Consider the following 15,555-nt stretch of genomic DNA (forward strand, 5'->3'; position numbering starts at 1 on the left):
CCCCTCCGCTTATGCTATGAGATTGTCGTAACGGCCGTAGATCAGGCCGAACATGCCGACGGCGTAGATATCGTCACCATCGAGTTCCAGAAGGACTTGCGGCAGCGATTGATACGCCTGACCGGAGACCAGAATGCCGTGCCGGGTCACGTCGTAGGTCGACAGGTGCAGCGGGCATGGGCCCAGTACCTTATGTTCTCCTTTGTAGGTGTCATAAAGCGATCCGCCCTGATGCGTACATGTCAGGTTGAAGGCCACCACGTCCTTTTGCGGACCGATTCCGCCGCCGCATTCGGTGCCGGTCTTGACCAGGATCGAGTCCGAATAGTCGCCCTCGTCTGGGTAGTAGAATTCGACGGGAACGTCCTGTTCCAGCTCGGACAATTTGCCGATCAGCTTTCGCGGATAGGTGGATACAAGTGCGGGCACTTGTTCGGCCTGACCATGGCGGGTGGGCATCGCCACCATCACGGCAAAGGTCGTCGCCCCCGAGGCGAACAGGAACTGGCGGCGGTTCACGGTGCAGGCCTTTTTGACCTCGCCCGAACAGCTGCATCCGGTTGCGTTATGATCTGTCATGACGCTCACTCCTCTGCTGCAACCGCAGGAAGCGGCTGATAGTCCGGCAGGTCGGGTTCTTCGATCAGAAGTTCCTCACCAGACAGGGATTTCAGGAAGGCCACCAGATCCGCCATTTCCTGATCGTTCAGGCCAAGAGGTTGGATCAGCTGGGATTTGTTTTCGGCGAATTCATTCTCACCACCGCCCTGATTGTAGAACTCGACCACATCCTCAAGCGTCTCCAGCATGCCGTTGTGCATATAGGGTTCGGTGTAGAGGGTGTAGCGCAGGGAAGGCGTGCGGAACTTGCCCTTGTCGGCCTTTTCCTTGGTGCGGAAATAGAAACCGGGGTCGTCCTTGGTATGGCGATAGCCTTCCTCGGTCGAGCCTTTGGCATAAAGTTCGTAGCGGAAGGTAACCTGCGCCAAACCGTCATCCAACCAGCCGTCATAGGCAGGCACGCCGGTGTTGTAGTATTTCTCATCCGACAGCAGCGCGCCGTTATGGCATTCGGAACATTGCGCCTTGCCGGTAAACAACTCCAGCCCGCGTTTCTGTTCCTCGCTCAGCGCCGCATCATCCCCGCGCAGGTAGTTGTCGAAGGGTGTGTCGGTCTGGACAATCGTGCGTTCAAACGCGGCAATCGCCCGCCATGCGCTCGAGATACGCGGCCATTGATCGCCGAACACATCGTTGAACCGTTCGACATATTCAGGAACGAAGGCCAGACGCGCCTCCATCATGTCGGCCTCGCCGTTACCGGCGACGGCACCACCCGCAGCGGATTTGGCCTGACTTTCAAGGCTTTTCGACGAGCCCGCCCAGAACAGTTTGCCATAATAGGCCGAGTTCACGATCGTCTGGCTGTTGCGCCAGTGGGTCGTGCCGGGGTAGCCGAACGAAATCGGCGCTTCGACATCCCAGCCTACATCGGGCAAGTGGCATGCGGAACAGGGCGTCGACGGGTTGCCGCCCAGACGCGGATCAAAGAACAGCATCTTGCCCAGTTCGATTTTGGCGTCGGTCTGCGGGTTGTCCAGTGGGATAGGCGGTTCACCCAGCGCCACCAGCGGTGCATCTGGATCGGGGTCCGCGCCGCCGATGCCGGCCTCAATCTCCATACTGTCCGCAGCGAAGGCTTGCGAACCGATGGCGGCAAACAGGGCAGCGGTGGCGATTGTGCCTTTAAGATAAGACGAAAGGTCTTTCATGGATCCACTCCTCAGTTTGTCGTTTCACGCCAGTTTTCGATTGGCTCGTACGAGGTATCGACCTCCTCGGCGACGAAGTCGGGGCCAGTCAGCGGCTCGCCGGACAATGCCTTGAGGAAGGCCAACAACTGTGCTTGTTCGGTCTCGTTCAGGTTCAGCGGCTCAATGCGCGGATCCTTGTTTTCATCGACGCCACCACCGGCGTTGTAGAAGGCCACCACATCCTCAAGCGTTTCCAGAGTGCCGTTGTGCATATACGGCGCGGTGTAGGTCAGCTCGCGCAGCGTGGGCGTCATGAAGGTGCCGAACGTGTCGGCGGTGTGGGTGCGGATATAGGCACCCGGGTCAGCGCGCAGGTTCATGTAGTTTTCGACGCCCAGGAACTTCATCATCGTCACAAAGGTGATGTGACGTTCTGGTTCCGCCCAAATATCAGGGTTATCGCCAACGCCGATATTGTGCGGCTGGTCGTCGGTAAACCGCTCACCAGAGTGGCAGGAATTACAGCCGCTCGCATTGAACAACTCGTACCCGGCTTTGGCCTCTTCGGACATCTCACCTCTATCGAACGGAGCCCCGCGCGAGATCAGCGTTTTCAGGTATTCCGGAATCGCGTTGCGGACACCGCCGTTCGAGGGTTCGCCGAACCCGGCAGCCTCGAACATTTCAACATAGACCGGGTCCTGCTTGATGCGTTCCTGCATCAGGCGCATATCCATGTTCATCGAGTAGGTTTCGGTGATACTTTCGCGGGTTACGTCATTGAGGTTGGTGCCGATGCGCCCGTCATGGAACCACGCCGCGCGCTTGGCGCTGTTGATCAATGTCGGCACATTGCGGAAATGCAGGTTGCCAGCATAGGCATCCGACAAAGCCTGCCCGTCGGTAAACCCGTTTTCCGGCTGGTGGCAGCTGGCGCAAGACAGCTCGGTATCGCCAGACAGGCGCGGGTCGAAAAACAATCGTTTGCCAAGGGCTGCCTTGGCTGGATCGAACTCTATGGCTTCTACCGGGCCCGGCTCGTCCGCCTGGGCCTGGTGAACCGGCAATGCGGCACAGATCGTCAGCAATGAAACTGTCGACAGCGCCGAGAACCATGTTCTGGCTTTGGTATTCATCTAAAAGCCCCTTTATCGCTAGGCCGGTTTCTCCGGGTGGCCGGGGACCGGCTGAGCGAACTATAGGAGCGAGATGTTTCGTGGTGATTTGATGTAAGTTAAGGTCTGTGAAAGATTGTTAAGGAATGTAACAGGCCTAGCCCATCAATGATCGGATGATCCGTGCAAGCGCCTGTACTTCCAACGGCTTCTGCACCATGATCGGAGAGTCTCCGATCACCGTCACTTCGGCGTCGTCGAAATAGCTGCTGATCAAAATCGCCGGCAAATCCGCCCGGATCGATCGAACAGAATCGATCAGGTCCGTGCCCATCAGCCCGTGCATCATCAAATCGCTGATCAGGATGTCATAGCTCTGCGGAGCTGCCCGAAAGGCCTCACGCGCTTTTAGCGGATCGGAATAGGCCTCGACCTGATAGCCATACCGCGTCAGCAGACGACGGGTGACATAGAGGACATTCTCATCGTCATCGACCAACAAGATATGTTCGTCGCCAGCGACCGCCTCAACCTCGGCCTGATCTGCCTGACTGAGCGCAGGCATCAACGGGTAAAACAGGCTGAAGCATGTGCCCTTGCCTGGTTCCGAGTGCAGTTCGACCCGACCGTGGCATTCCTCGACACTGTCATGCACGATGGTCAGCCCCAGCCCGGTGCCTTTGCCCAAAGGTTTAGTCGAAAAGAAGGGTTGGAAAACCTTTTTCTGCAACTCCGCAGACATCCCGGGGCCTGTGTCGCGAACGTCCAGCCGGATCACGCCGGTGGCCTCGTCGGGCAACTCGTCCAGAGCATCCCTTTTCGCAAGGCCGATCCGTAGAACCACTTCGCCGGGTTGATCACCCATCGCCTCAAACGCGTTGTGGCAAAGGTTCAGCAGGGTCTGGAAGAACAACGTGCCGTCAAAGTCGGAAAAGGCCGTTTCGACCTCGATATCAAAACGGGCTTCAATGTTAGGCGGGGCTGACACCCGGATCAGGCCCAACGCTTCTTGCGCGGCTTTGACCATGTCACCCCGCCGTGGGTTGCGGGGGCGTTGGCGGGCAAAGGTCAGCATCTTGCGTACCAACGCCTGAGCACGCCGTGCCGCGATGCGGATATGGTTGACCGAGGTCTGGATGTCTTCGTTTCCATCCGCGTCCAGCTCAATTAAGTCAGCATTACCGGTGACGCTCATCAGAACATTGTTGAAATCATGCGCGACGGATCCGGCCAGAATGCCTACGGCTTCCATCTTCTGGACTTGCGCAAATTGTTCATGGGTCCGGCGGGTTTCGGTCAGGTCTTCGCCAATGCCGATGTAATGCGTCGTTATTCCGTTCTGATCGACCAGCGGAAAAATCGCGGTCGAGACCCAGTAGTGGCTGCCATCCTTGCGCAGATTGCGGAACACTCCATACCAGCTTTGCCCGCGGTCCAAGCATTCTTTCAAATCACTGTAAACGGACTGACCCGAATGCCCTGATTGCAACATCCTGGGTGTATGGCCGTAGATCTCGTCTGCCTCGTATCCGCTGAGTTCAAAAAACTTGCGGTTTGCATATTCGATGGTCAGATCCGTATCGGTAATGATGATCGATGCAGGGCTTTGTTCGACTGCACGGGCCAGCTTACGTTCTGCCAACTCCACCTGCTCGCGCAAATCCAGCTCGGCCTGCAGACGTCGATTGGTACGCAGAATATTGGAAATCAGCATTGTCGTCAGCACGGCAATCACGCCGACAACAACAATCAACCCAACCAACAAAACCGAGAAGTTGCGGACCAGCCGCTCACCATCAGAAAAAGCCCGCACCATTGCTGACAGGCTTTTGTCCCGTTCGGTGATCCAAAGAGCTTCAAGCTCGGCCAAGGCTGCCAGTGCATCGCTGTCGTCAACACGGACCAGAGTGTCGATCTCTTCTGCACTCAGGCTCGCAGCGATACCCGCTTCGATCCGAGGAATGTTGTTGATGTATTCATGCGCCACCTGCTCAATCCGCTGCAGTGCCCCAAGTTCGGCTGCGGGCGGAGCGGAGTTGCGATACGCGTCGATCGTTGCCTGCAGATTGCGCGATTGCTGCCGCAGGGTCGGGCCGTATTCAGGCGTTTGGCGCAGCACATAATTCTTGAAATTGTGGATCAGCCCGCCATAGCCGAAATATTCGCGGATATCCGAAATCCAATATCCGCGCGGTGTAGTTTCGACCGAATAGCTTTGCCAGGCCTGGCGCATGTCACCGATGCGATTGCCCGTTTCACGCGACATATACAGAAATACCGACAGGATGGTCAGCAGGGCAAGACCGATCACGAAGGCAACAGCCAGTGGACGCCTGGAGTATGTGTTCAAGGTGTCGTGATCTTCCGCCATGCCGGTATGAAACCTCTCTGAGGACTCCGGTCAACGGTTTGTCACGTTTTGCGCATCTGTGTCACAGAGGCGGTCAGGGCGGGGGCGCCCAACACCTGTCTATTCTGCAGCCGTTGTTTTCTCGGGAAACTTGTTCGGCAACAAACCCAGCTTACGAGCCTGCCGCACATCTGCCAGAAGATCGCGGTCGGCCGCCGCAAAAAGCTCCTCTGGGTCGTTCAGGACAAAGTACCCCATCTGGTGCATGTCGATCCTGTACGGCGTGCGCAGAATTGTCAGGATGTCGAATTCATCCCGGTCCGGGATATCGCTGGTGACGGCATAGACAAGCTCGGTCGGGGACGAGGCAAGCCCTGAACCCAGCGCTTTGATCGCGCCGTCCTGGCGGCGCAAGCCGAATTCAATCGAGAACCAATAAAGCCGGATCAGCCAGACATAATCAGCCGCGTCCGCGCGAATCCCGGCTTGTCCGATGGCGTGGCTGAAGGCGGCAAAACGGGCGTCACTCAGCAAAGGGGTGTGGCCGAAGATTTCGTGAAAAATGTCGGGCTCTTCGATATAATCGAAATCCTCGCGCGAGCGGATGAAGGACGCCGCTGGAAAGACCCGATCCGCCAACATACCAAAAAAGGATTTGAACCCGATAAGAGCCGGAACCGGCTGCACCCGCCAACCGGTCAAATCCAGCAGGCGTTCAGATATGTCGGCGCAGGACGGGACTTTGGTTTTTGGCAGCTCCAACCGCACAAGACCATCCGTGTACTCACGCGCCATATAGCGTTCTACGTTTTCTTCTTGCGCGGCATACAAATCGGCCCAAACCGCATCCTCGTCGGCGGTGTAGTCGATATGGCCCCGCGCGTCCGCCACTTTGGCGATGTATTTGGTCGACTTGGGCATTGGCATCCTCCGGCTTCTGGTAGGATATCACTTCAACCCCAGCTCATTTCGTTTTGATTTTCGATATTATTGATCTATTTTGACGAATATCTGTCACCTATGGGTAAATTTTGAAACATATGCTTCATTCCGCGGACATAACCATTCTGCGAGAGCTTCAGATCAGTGGCCGCCTGTCCATGCAGGATCTGGCGGAGCGAACGGGCTTGTCTGCTTCGCAATGCTGGCGGCGAGTGCGTGATCTGGAGGCGGCCGGTGTGGTTTCGGGCTACCGTGCTCAGGTGGCTGCCAAGGCTGTCGGATTGAATGCAATTGCTTATGTCCATGTCGCACTGCGCGACCACCAGGAAGACAGCATCTCTGATTTCCTGCGCTTGGTGGAAACCGAACCACAAATCGTGGAATGCGCCTCGATCACCGGGGATCATGATTTCATTCTGAAGGTCTATGCCAAAACCCCCGAAGATTTGGAAGTTTTCATCATGCAGCGCCTCTTGAAATCCGGCCTCGTGCGCGACACCCGAAGCAACTTTGTCTTGCGCCAGACAAAAACACGCGGGCCCCTGCCCATTCTTTAGGTGGAACCTGTCTGGTGGCAGATTATCGTTTCCTTAGTTTCAAATATCAGCGAAACGATCAGTAGAGCAATCAAACAACGCCCGCGCTCGGATCTGCATGGTCCAGCAACACCGGGACCAGGCGATCTTGGTACAGACCATGGGGAACCTCCGGCCCATGGCTCGAAATTGTCTGCAGCGAGGGCGTTTCTCCTCCAGGCGCAGTGTGCCACAAAACGTTCGACGACGCTACCTGAGAGCGGATATCCCACCAGAGGCTGTAAGACTCCTGCGCTGCCCTCGCTAAAATGCAGCTCTCGTTCTGTGCATGGAAACCGGAAAGATGGATTTCGGCAATCTAGGACTGTATTGCGCTGAGTGCGATCCTGAAGTCCACAACTCCCTCGATGGCTATTGTTGGGCATGTTCTTACGGCATGCAAATGGCCGTGAGGGCCGATCGATTTCGTTTGAGTAACGGCGAAGAACTGCAGCCGGAATACATCGTAACCGTTTGGACATCCCCGAGTTCGTTCGCGAACACTTGTGGGCGTCGCGAACGATTATGGGCGATCCTACAAATATCTGTAGGTGTTCTCATAACGCTGCATCCCCGCCATTTATTTTGCTCACAAAAATTGAAGACTTTCGCCCACAATATTGCGCGCCATTTGCGCATAGGTTTGCACGGTTTTCCCATAACATTGCGGGGTTCGAGAAACGCGTTCAATTGGTGGTAGTCACTGCACATCTTCTTCAACTAAAACTGGGCGCCTCTCAATCAAGAGTGTATTCAGATTGGAAATATTCCACCCTGATCACAGGGAAGCAGCTCATTCGCGGGCTTGTGATAGATCCCCGCTTCAAGAATGGATATAGCCGTAACCGCTAGGTGAGCGCGTCCAAAACTGGCTCGCTCACTTTGCTTGGTATTGCCTGTCACCATGGAGTTAGCAGCGATGTACTATTCCGCGGCGACCGCTTCCTCTTCCAGCGACGGGTAATCGGTGTACCCTTTTTCGTTGCCGCCGTAGAGAGTACTTGGATCGAGCTCGTTCAGCGCGACGTCTTTCTCCAGCCGGTTGACAAGATCCGGGTTGGAAATAAACGGCCGGCCAAAGGCCACCAGATCGACGGCTCCAGTTTCAACCGCTTCAATCGCCATTTCCCGGTCGTAAGCGTTGTTGCCCATTTTCGCACCCTCAAACAATTCATAGAGCGCCTTCAGATCGCCACCTTCCGGAATATCGCGCGGGCCTCCGGTCTGTCCTTCCACGAGATGGAGATAGGCCAGCCCATAGCCATTCAGCAATTTGACCGCATGGGTGAATGTCGCCTGCGGGTCGCTGTCGGAGATGTTGTTGGCGTCCGAGAATGGGCTGAGGCGGACACCAACGCGGTCGGCGCCCCAGACATCGACAACCACGTCCATGACCTCTTTCAGGAACCGTGCTCTATTCTCGACAGGACCGCCGTATTCGTCTTCACGCTTGTTGGATTCGTCCCGCAGGAATTGATCGATAAGGTATCCGTTGGCTGCGTGGACCTCGACACCGTCGAAACCGGCCTCTTTGGCGTTTTCCGCGGCCCTCCGGTAGTCCGCAACGATGCCAGCAATTTCTTCGATGGCCAGAGCCCGCGGTTCAGATGTTTCAACAAATTGCTCACCATCAAACGTCTTGGCCTTAGCTCCAATTGCGGATGGTGCAACAGGGGCGCCACTATCCTGCTGCAAGCTGAAATGCGAAATCCGGCCCACATGCCAAAGCTGGATTACAATCTTCCCGTCCTTGGCATGGACGGCTTCAGTCACTTTTTTCCAGCCGTCGATCTGCGCTTCGGAATAAATGCCGGGCGTCCAGGCATAGCCTTTGCCTTGGGGCGAGATTTGCGATGCTTCCGTGATGATCAGACCAGCACCTGCCCGCTGCGTGTAGTACTTGGCGTGCAATTCATGGACACTGTCATCCTCGGCTCTTGCCCGGTTGCGGGTCAGTGGCGCCATGACAATGCGGTTTTTTAGCTCGATTGCACCAGCTTTGATGCCGGAGAACAGTTTTTCATCAGCCATTGCTGCTTCCTTCTTTGGTAAACTTCGTTCAGATATTATTGGACCAATTAGTCCAATATTAGGGTCACTGTCTCTTGATTGAGTTTGTGTTAGGTTTCATTTCCTTATGGCGGCGGGAGGCCTTATGGCGAAATCACCAACCGGGCTTGTTTCAGGGTTTGCGATATCTGCTCGGCGGGAACGCCCGCCTTGCGTAAGGCCAGCGTGCCGATTGCAAGGGAGGCATAGGCGCGTGCCTTATCGAGGGCCTGACCCGGATCAGAAGGCTCAAGCGCTCTCGCAATAATCTCGTCAATACTCTCCAAATGCTGCCGCCCGAGAGCCGCCACTTCATCATCATGAGGAGCAAGCTCCGTAAGGCAATTGATCAGCATGCAGCCGTCACGACCGCCTTGCGGGTTCGCCAAAGCTTTCATTATCGCACCAACGGGGTCATCTCCGCCCGCATCTGCAACGTCACGCAGAGTTTTCAAACCACGCCTTGAATAGTGCCTGAGGGCTTTGTGAAACAAAGCCTGCTTGTTGCCGAACGTTCCATAGAAGCTGGACCGGCTCAAACCCATGGCCTTTGTCAGATCATCCACAGATGCGGTCTCGTAGCCCTTGTGCCAAAAAACGCACAAGGCTTTCTCCAAAGCCTCAGCTTCGTCAAAGGCGCGAGGCCTACCCGGGCCTGCGGGTGATTTGATGTCGCCATTTAGGAGAGTTTTTTTGCTCATGCGTATGATTTGGAATGATTGGTCCAGAAATTCAAGATGGCGGTGGGGAATTTTTGGAGTGATCAATCCGTATTGTGACCAGAGAAAGGAGTTTAGGTCGGTAGAAATGCAAAACCTCCCCATCGCGCTTGGTGTCACGCCAATCTTAGGATCGGGACCTTTTGTCTTTTTGCGGGAGTGTCAGAAGAAGAGGATCGTGATCGTAGAAAAGAGAGTTCACCCTCGGTATTAGTTTCCAACACTGGACAGATTGACTGGTGGCTTTGTCCAATACGTTAATGTTGATCACTCACAAACCAAAGATCGGTTCGGTAGATCCATGGCCAATGCCTTCAGCTTGTGAAGATTGCTACCCCAATGGGTAACAAAGCCACGAATTCTGAACTGGTTTTACGAGCACAAAACGGCGGGCCATCGTAAGCAAACCAACAATAATTTCAGCGCGCTAGGTTAAAATAGCGAGGTTAGCTGAAGTTAAGTTTGCCCAATGTGAACTTCTTAACTTTGGCTAGTACGATTTTTTGGCAGTATCGTTTCATGAGTTGTTAGTGAGTTCAGTGAGTAAGTAGATGTATTTGCATAATTTCGAGGGACATTGTTGCGCGGTCAATGACATCCGGATGGATGATTTTGCACGTGAGTATCCGTTGCTGGACGATGCCGGCGTACACGCACAATGGCAGAAGGGCTCCTGGCAGATCACGCGGATAGCCGACATCTGGACACGAACCGGGAAGGTACTTTCTTTGCCTTACAATGGGGCCAACGCCTATCCATCTTTCCAGTTTGCTGAGGATGGAACCCCGCTTCCTTTGATGGAAAAAGTGTTGAAAGCCCTGCCACGTGAAATGACCCCGTGGCAATGCGCGTTCTGGTTAACCTCACCCAAATTGGAACTCGGTGGGGAAAGCCCGGCAATTCGCATTCAGACCGGCGATGACTGCATAGTCGATATCGCAGGCGAAGCTGGTGGTCTGATGGCAGCTTAGTGTCAGCTTTTGGTCACTCATACGTCGTACAGCATCTGGCAAATTCGTGTCACCCCTGCTTTTTCTGCCTCCGGCAAAAATAGCGAGATCAAATCACTCAAATGTCCGTTCTCTTCTGAGGGTTCAGAGACAATACCAAGCAGCCCATCCATAAATAAGAATGGCTAAGAGCATACTGAAATACGGGTACTAACTAGGTCTTCGCATATCGATACCCGTTGGAGAACCTCTCCTGAGTATTTTGCGGCGAAGACATCGAGGACTACACGCTCCGATTTATTGAAAAGCGTGAAAGAAACACGGTCTTGGCACCCTTGGTACCGAATGTTCTTGAACATGATACCATCTCGTTCAGCGACACGAACTGCGTCTTCACCCATGAGGTGTCGATGGCCACCAAGCTGGCAGGCAAGAGCACATTCTTCCTGCCGTTCAACAAGGGTGATGGCCACGGCAAGGGCAACCCGATCAACCCAGTGGGCCATAAAACTGCATATCTGTGGGAAGAGGTGCTGGAGAAGCGGTCCCTGACCAACATCATCGAGCACTTTGCAAAGATGGTGGAGGAAGAGAACAAGGAGACCGGCAAGAAGACCAAGACCCTGTTCTTCCCTCGTTACCACCAGTTGGACGTGGTGCGGCAGGTGCTCAGTGACGTGAAATCCAACGGGGTGGGCCAGCGGTATCTGACCCAGCACTCAGCGGGCTCGGGTAAGTCGAACTCTATCACTTGGCTCGGGTATCAGCTGATCGAAACCTACAATGCCGAGGGTACAGCCAACATCTTTGACAGCGTGATTGTCGTCACGGATCGGCGGGTGCTGGTCAAGCAGTTAAAGGATAACATCCGGGCGTTCTCAGAGGTGAAGAACGTCGTCGCCCATGCCTACGACTCGGCTGAGTTGAAAAATGCGTTGGAGAACGGCAAGAAGCTGATTATCACCACGATCCAGAAATTCCCTTAGATTTTAGATGGCATCTCCGATCTCTCCGACCGTAAGTTCGCGGTGATCATCGACGAGGTCCATTCCTCCCAGTCCGGCAGTGCCGCCGACAAGATGAACGAAGCCATTAGCGGCGGTGGTGACGAGGAAGAGCCAGAAGACCTGCAAGATAAAGTCCTCGCAGCTATGGCCCGTCGGAAGATGGGCAACAATGCCTCATTTTTTGCTTTCACGGCGACACCGAAGAACACCACCCTTGAACGCTTCGGTCGGCAGAACGCTGAAGGAAAGTTCTTACCGTTCCATCTCTATTCGATGAAACAGGCCATTGAGGAACAGTTCATTCTCGATGTGCTGAAGAACTACACCACCTACAAGAGCTACTACGAGCTTCAGAAATCCATCGAGGATAACCCGGAGTTCAACACAAAGAAGGCCCAGGGCAAGCTGCGGGCCTATGTCGAGGCACATCCAGACACGATCAAGACCAAAGCTGCGATCATGCTCGACCACTTCCGTGATAACGTAGTTCGGCCCAAGAAACTGAAGGGCAAAGCACGGGCCATGGTGGTCACCCGTAACATCGAGTCCGCCATTCGGTATTACCTTGCCATCAGAGAGGCCTTGAACGCCGTAGGGAGCCCGTACAAGGCAGTAGTGGCCTTCACCGGCAAGAAGCTGGTTGACGGAGTAGAGCACACCGAGGACAGCCTTAACGGCTTCCCAGGCAACGATATCGCCAAGAAGTTCAAAGATGACGGGTATCGCATCCTGGTCGTGGCCAACAAATTTCTCACAGGCTTCGATGAGCCGATGCTGACCACCATGTATGTGGACAAGAAGTTGCAGGGTGTTTTGGCGGTACAGGCCCTGTCACGGCTCAACCGGTCCAACAAAAAGCTGGGTAAGGAAGAGACCTTCATCCTTGATTTCCACAACACGGTTGAGGAAATCAAGGATGCATTCGATCCCTTCTTCACCTCGACGGCTTTGAGCCAGCCAACCGATGTGAACGTCTTACATGATCTAAAAGATCACGTCGATGACAGCGGCATATATGAATGGGGCGAGGTGGTTCAATTCAATGAACTATTTTTTGATGGCTTAGACGCAGATCAGCTTTCACCAATTCTGGATACGGCTGCTGGCCGTTTCGACGAGCTAGATGATGAAGAGAAAATCGACATCAAGATTAAGGCTAAGCAGTTCGTGAAAATCTACGCCCAAGTGGCCTGTATCATCCAGTTTGCCAATGCGGACTGGGAGATGTTGCACTGGTTCCTGAAGTTCCTCATCCCTGAAATGAAGATTAAAGACAAGGATCAGGATGAAATTGATGGTCTCATGGAGAGTGTTGATCTAACCACCTACGGTCTGGAACGTGTTAAGATTGGTCACACTATCGGCCTGGATGACTCTGGCAGTGAGATTGATCCACCAAATCCAAATCCCCGAGTTGGTCACGATGACCCAGAAAAAGACCCTTTAGACATGATCGTTGCCGCCTTCAACGAACGCTATTTCAATGGCTGGGATGCAACACCGGAGGAGCAAAGAATCAAGCTGATCAACATCCTCAACCACGCAATGAGCGAGCCTGCATTTCAGAACAAGGTTGTATCCAACCCTGACGAACAAAACCGACGCATCGCCAGTGAAGCACTATTTGAAAAAGCAATGCGCAACGAACGTCGGCGTGAAATCGACCTTTACAAGAAGTACGCCTCAGATGACGATTTCAAATCAGGTCTTCACGAAGCTCTCATGCGCATGATGGAACAGGTTCTGAAGTCAGGAGACCACAGACCCGTAGGATAAACTTAGTGGTTTGTTGAGCTCACCAATGCGCAAAACTCACCGGAAACACACACCTGCACCTCTATCCTTGCCTTAAGTTTAGAACTCAGGACTCACCCAATAGAAGAAATGGTATCGGCACTCTGCACCTCTGAGTTGAAATCGTGCAAACTAATGCGCAAATCATGCAGACTTATGGGGTACGTGCAGGCTTGTGCGCGTCCCTACAAATACTGTAGGGGTGCGCACAACGCTGCATTGCCTTCATTGATTTTGTTTAGAAATTTCGCCCATTCTCGCCCATAATCTTGCGCGGCATTTGCGCATAAGCTTGCACGATTTTCCCATAACTTTGCGCGGTTCTACATAGTCGCTCAATTGATGGTAGTTTCTGCGCCACTTCTTCAACTTTGAAGCATTATACCTCAATCATAAGTGCAGTCTAAGTGGTAAAATTCAACCTTTATCTGAAGGACGAAACTCATTTGTGAGGTTGTGGCAGGGCCCCTTCAACATCTACCGGGGCGGCTCGCTGTTCATGACGTTCGCCGCAATAGCAAAGTCACTCGCAGGGCAACCCGAATGTTTCCGCCCACTCGTCGGACGACAAGTTGCTTGTGATTAGTTGGGGATGTACTGGCGTCGTTAATTAGCCAACCGATCAAGACCCGCTTCTTGTTATTGCCAATTACTGCGCACTGGCCAATGACAACAATCGGTGTTGCGGAGCGGGTCTTATTCTCTTCTGTCAGCCCCTCGACTCTTAAGCCCGGGAACTCAGAGGGAAACGCCACCGCTGAAATTCTCAAACCCGTCTGTTGTTTCAGTTACATCCGCCTCGAAGTGGAGAATTAATGGCATTACCAAGGGCTCAATGTGCTTGTTCCATATGGGTCCCTTGTAAAAACCATCTTTTGTCATGTCTCGCTCCTCGAGCGACGAGAATGCCCGCATCCAGTGGACTTTGTCAGGATTGTCCAGATCCCGCAGAGGGCCAAAGACCAGCATCCCGGCGTCGCGCAGTGCAACACGGTTCTCCTGCTCAAAGAACTCGATAAACTCCTCGCGACGTCCGGGTTTTAGTGTGTAGCGACGAACTTCGATAATCATGTGTGCAACCTGTTCGCTCAGAAAGTTCTCTTGGGGGAAGTCTGTTGAGATTGATCCTTACCGTACCACTTAACGTACTCATTTGTGATACTAGGAACTCAGAACTTCCTGGGTTTCCGCACCCACGTCAATCTTGATAACCCATGATATCTCCCTCCGCATTATGGATGTGGTTGATACTAAATCTCTGTAGAAGTCCGCCAAGTTCGAACAAAGTCTGTCCAGACCCACTAGCCATCGATTGACCGAAACAACGGATCTTGCCGCATATGAATTTCATACGTCGAATTTCGGGGCGATGCCGCATGCATTTTCTTGATGAATCCGGTCGAACATCCGACTGCCTCCAGCCGAGGTGACCGAGCCAAAGACGCCTCTTCCTTCGAGTGCCTATTCTAAATGAAATCAGTATATTATCCAGAATCTGTACAACTCCAAAAGCGTCAATCTTGAGTGTGAACTACAGTTCAGCTTGTACTAGGGTTGAATAGTGTTCAGCGCCCTGAACCAAGTTTATTCTGGCTTTTTCACCAAACACACCCTTTAGCGAGTGAGACATTTCAACCGGCGACCAAGTGTCATTAGTCCCGTGCCAAAGGACGACGTCGCACTGCACCGCTGACATAGTTTCGCTCCAATCCGCGACATAGGCGCTGATAAATGCAAGATAGGCCGCTGGCCTCTGTACGAAGCTCTCCGATAGCGCCTTTTTCATAACGCTGACGAAGGTCTCGTCTTCTAAAAGAACTCTTTCCGCAGGGCCGCACTTTGCGAACAATACTTTGACCATAGTTTCTGGAAAAAACCGGGTCAGCAAACTTTGAAGACGCGTCAGAAATCGGAGTATCCTTGGACGCTTCATGGCCAACTCAAAAACAGGTTTTCCCGCCATCTTGGGTAGAAAATCACCTATGAAAAGTGGGGCAGCGGGCGATATCAATGTTAGTCGGCCAACCAGGTTTGGCCTGGACGCCGCAACTTTTATTGCCGCCATGGCGCCGATGGAAAAGCCAACCACATGCACACACTCGCCGTCGGTTTCCCCCAACGCTGCATCTATGGCATCACAAAGATCTGCGTCGATGGCCTTCGGATCAAAGTTTAGCAAATTCAGAGCAATGGCTTCAATACCAGGATTGGCCTTACTTAGTAGCTCCGCATCTGATGGGCTGCCAGGCATACCGTGGCAAAACACTACTTTCTTCATGATCGTATTCCCGAGTGGTTTA

At 53.5% G+C, this 15,555-nt stretch carries 12 protein-coding genes and 1 pseudogene; 4 read left to right on the plus strand and 9 right to left on the minus strand.

Translation table 11 applies throughout. From position 1 onward, the window contains the following. Positions 1–9: 9 nt before the first annotated feature. From HW561_RS21765 to HW561_RS21785, 5 genes are all read right to left on the minus strand, one after another. The gene (locus HW561_RS21765) at positions 10–579 is read right to left on the minus strand and encodes an arsenate reductase (azurin) small subunit (RefSeq protein WP_176867457.1); all 570 of its coding nucleotides are present in this window, start codon (positions 577–579) and stop codon (positions 10–12) included. 5 nt (positions 580–584) lie between these two features. Further along, positions 585–1,772: a cytochrome-c peroxidase gene (locus HW561_RS21770; RefSeq protein WP_176867458.1), complete on the minus strand. Its 1,188-nt coding sequence runs from the start codon at positions 1,770–1,772 to the stop codon at positions 585–587. Positions 1,773–1,783: 11 nt separating this feature from the next. Then, positions 1,784–2,890: a cytochrome-c peroxidase gene (locus HW561_RS21775; protein ID WP_176867459.1), complete on the minus strand. Its 1,107-nt coding sequence runs from the start codon at positions 2,888–2,890 to the stop codon at positions 1,784–1,786. 136 nt (positions 2,891–3,026) lie between these two features. Beyond that, entirely contained in the window at positions 3,027–5,240 is a 2,214-nt protein-coding gene (locus tag HW561_RS21780; RefSeq protein ID WP_176867460.1) for a hybrid sensor histidine kinase/response regulator, read from the minus strand. Positions 5,241–5,339: 99 nt separating this feature from the next. Further along, complete coding sequence (locus HW561_RS21785) at positions 5,340–6,140, minus strand: phenylalanine 4-monooxygenase (RefSeq protein ID WP_176867461.1); 801 nt, start codon at positions 6,138–6,140, stop codon at positions 5,340–5,342. A gap of 119 nt (positions 6,141–6,259) precedes the next feature. On the opposite strand from HW561_RS21785, the gene HW561_RS21790 reads away from it, so the two are divergent. Next, complete coding sequence (locus tag HW561_RS21790; protein WP_176867466.1) at positions 6,260–6,718, plus strand: Lrp/AsnC family transcriptional regulator; 459 nt, start codon at positions 6,260–6,262, stop codon at positions 6,716–6,718. A 942-nt stretch (positions 6,719–7,660) separates the two neighbouring features. Here the strand turns inward: HW561_RS21790 and HW561_RS21795 are convergent. Both HW561_RS21795 and HW561_RS21800 read right to left on the minus strand, forming a co-directional pair. Then, on the minus strand, positions 7,661–8,767 hold the full coding sequence (locus HW561_RS21795; RefSeq protein ID WP_176867462.1) for an alkene reductase: 1,107 nt from the start codon (positions 8,765–8,767) through the stop codon (positions 7,661–7,663). 122 nt (positions 8,768–8,889) lie between these two features. After that, entirely contained in the window at positions 8,890–9,624 is a 735-nt protein-coding gene (locus tag HW561_RS21800; protein ID WP_328803322.1) for a TetR/AcrR family transcriptional regulator, read from the minus strand. A gap of 482 nt (positions 9,625–10,106) precedes the next feature. Here HW561_RS21800 and HW561_RS21805 point away from each other — a divergent pair, with 482 nt between their 5' ends. The 3 genes and pseudogenes from HW561_RS21805 (at position 10,107) to HW561_RS24355 (ending at position 13,237) form a co-directional block, all read left to right on the plus strand. Beyond that, complete coding sequence (locus tag HW561_RS21805; RefSeq protein WP_176867463.1) at positions 10,107–10,475, plus strand: hypothetical protein; 369 nt, start codon at positions 10,107–10,109, stop codon at positions 10,473–10,475. Between the two features lie 557 nt (positions 10,476–11,032). Further along, positions 11,033–11,800: pseudogene (locus tag HW561_RS24350) on the plus strand (DEAD/DEAH box helicase family protein); the annotation flags it as partial. 183 nt (positions 11,801–11,983) lie between these two features. Next, on the plus strand, positions 11,984–13,237 hold the full coding sequence (locus tag HW561_RS24355; protein WP_408015408.1) for a type I restriction enzyme subunit R domain-containing protein: 1,254 nt from the start codon (positions 11,984–11,986) through the stop codon (positions 13,235–13,237). Positions 13,238–13,993: 756 nt separating this feature from the next. Here HW561_RS24355 and HW561_RS21815 read toward each other — a convergent pair. Continuing rightward, positions 13,994–14,326 carry an antibiotic biosynthesis monooxygenase gene (locus HW561_RS21815; protein ID WP_176867464.1) on the minus strand — a complete coding sequence of 111 codons (333 nt, stop codon included), beginning with the start codon at positions 14,324–14,326 and terminating at the stop codon, positions 13,994–13,996. Positions 14,327–14,786: 460 nt separating this feature from the next. Beyond that, the coding region (locus HW561_RS21820; RefSeq protein WP_211198732.1) for an alpha/beta fold hydrolase at positions 14,787–15,555 on the minus strand (769 nt) is incomplete at its 5' end.

It is taken from the genome of Ruegeria haliotis, from assembly GCF_013377785.1.
GTDB lineage: Bacteria > Pseudomonadota > Alphaproteobacteria > Rhodobacterales > Rhodobacteraceae > Ruegeria > Ruegeria haliotis.

Bases quoted from the DNA above. Each gene is read 5' to 3' on its own strand.
- HW561_RS21780 (WP_176867460.1), bottom strand. From the start codon at position 5,240: ATGGCGGAAGATCACGACACCTTGAACACATACTCCAGGCGTCCACTG.
- HW561_RS24355 (WP_408015408.1), top strand. From the start codon at position 11,984: ATGGTGGTCACCCGTAACATCGAGTCCGCCATTCGGTATTACCTTGCC.
- HW561_RS21805 (WP_176867463.1), top strand. From the start codon at position 10,107: ATGGATGATTTTGCACGTGAGTATCCGTTGCTGGACGATGCCGGCGTA.
- HW561_RS21790 (WP_176867466.1), top strand. From the start codon at position 6,260: ATGCTTCATTCCGCGGACATAACCATTCTGCGAGAGCTTCAGATCAGT.
- HW561_RS21815 (WP_176867464.1), bottom strand. From the start codon at position 14,326: ATGATTATCGAAGTTCGTCGCTACACACTAAAACCCGGACGTCGCGAG.
- HW561_RS21785 (WP_176867461.1), bottom strand. From the start codon at position 6,140: ATGCCCAAGTCGACCAAATACATCGCCAAAGTGGCGGACGCGCGGGGC.
- HW561_RS21765 (WP_176867457.1), bottom strand. From the start codon at position 579: ATGACAGATCATAACGCAACCGGATGCAGCTGTTCGGGCGAGGTCAAA.
- HW561_RS21770 (WP_176867458.1), bottom strand. From the start codon at position 1,772: ATGAAAGACCTTTCGTCTTATCTTAAAGGCACAATCGCCACCGCTGCC.
- HW561_RS21795 (WP_176867462.1), bottom strand. From the start codon at position 8,767: ATGGCTGATGAAAAACTGTTCTCCGGCATCAAAGCTGGTGCAATCGAG.
- HW561_RS21775 (WP_176867459.1), bottom strand. From the start codon at position 2,890: ATGAATACCAAAGCCAGAACATGGTTCTCGGCGCTGTCGACAGTTTCA.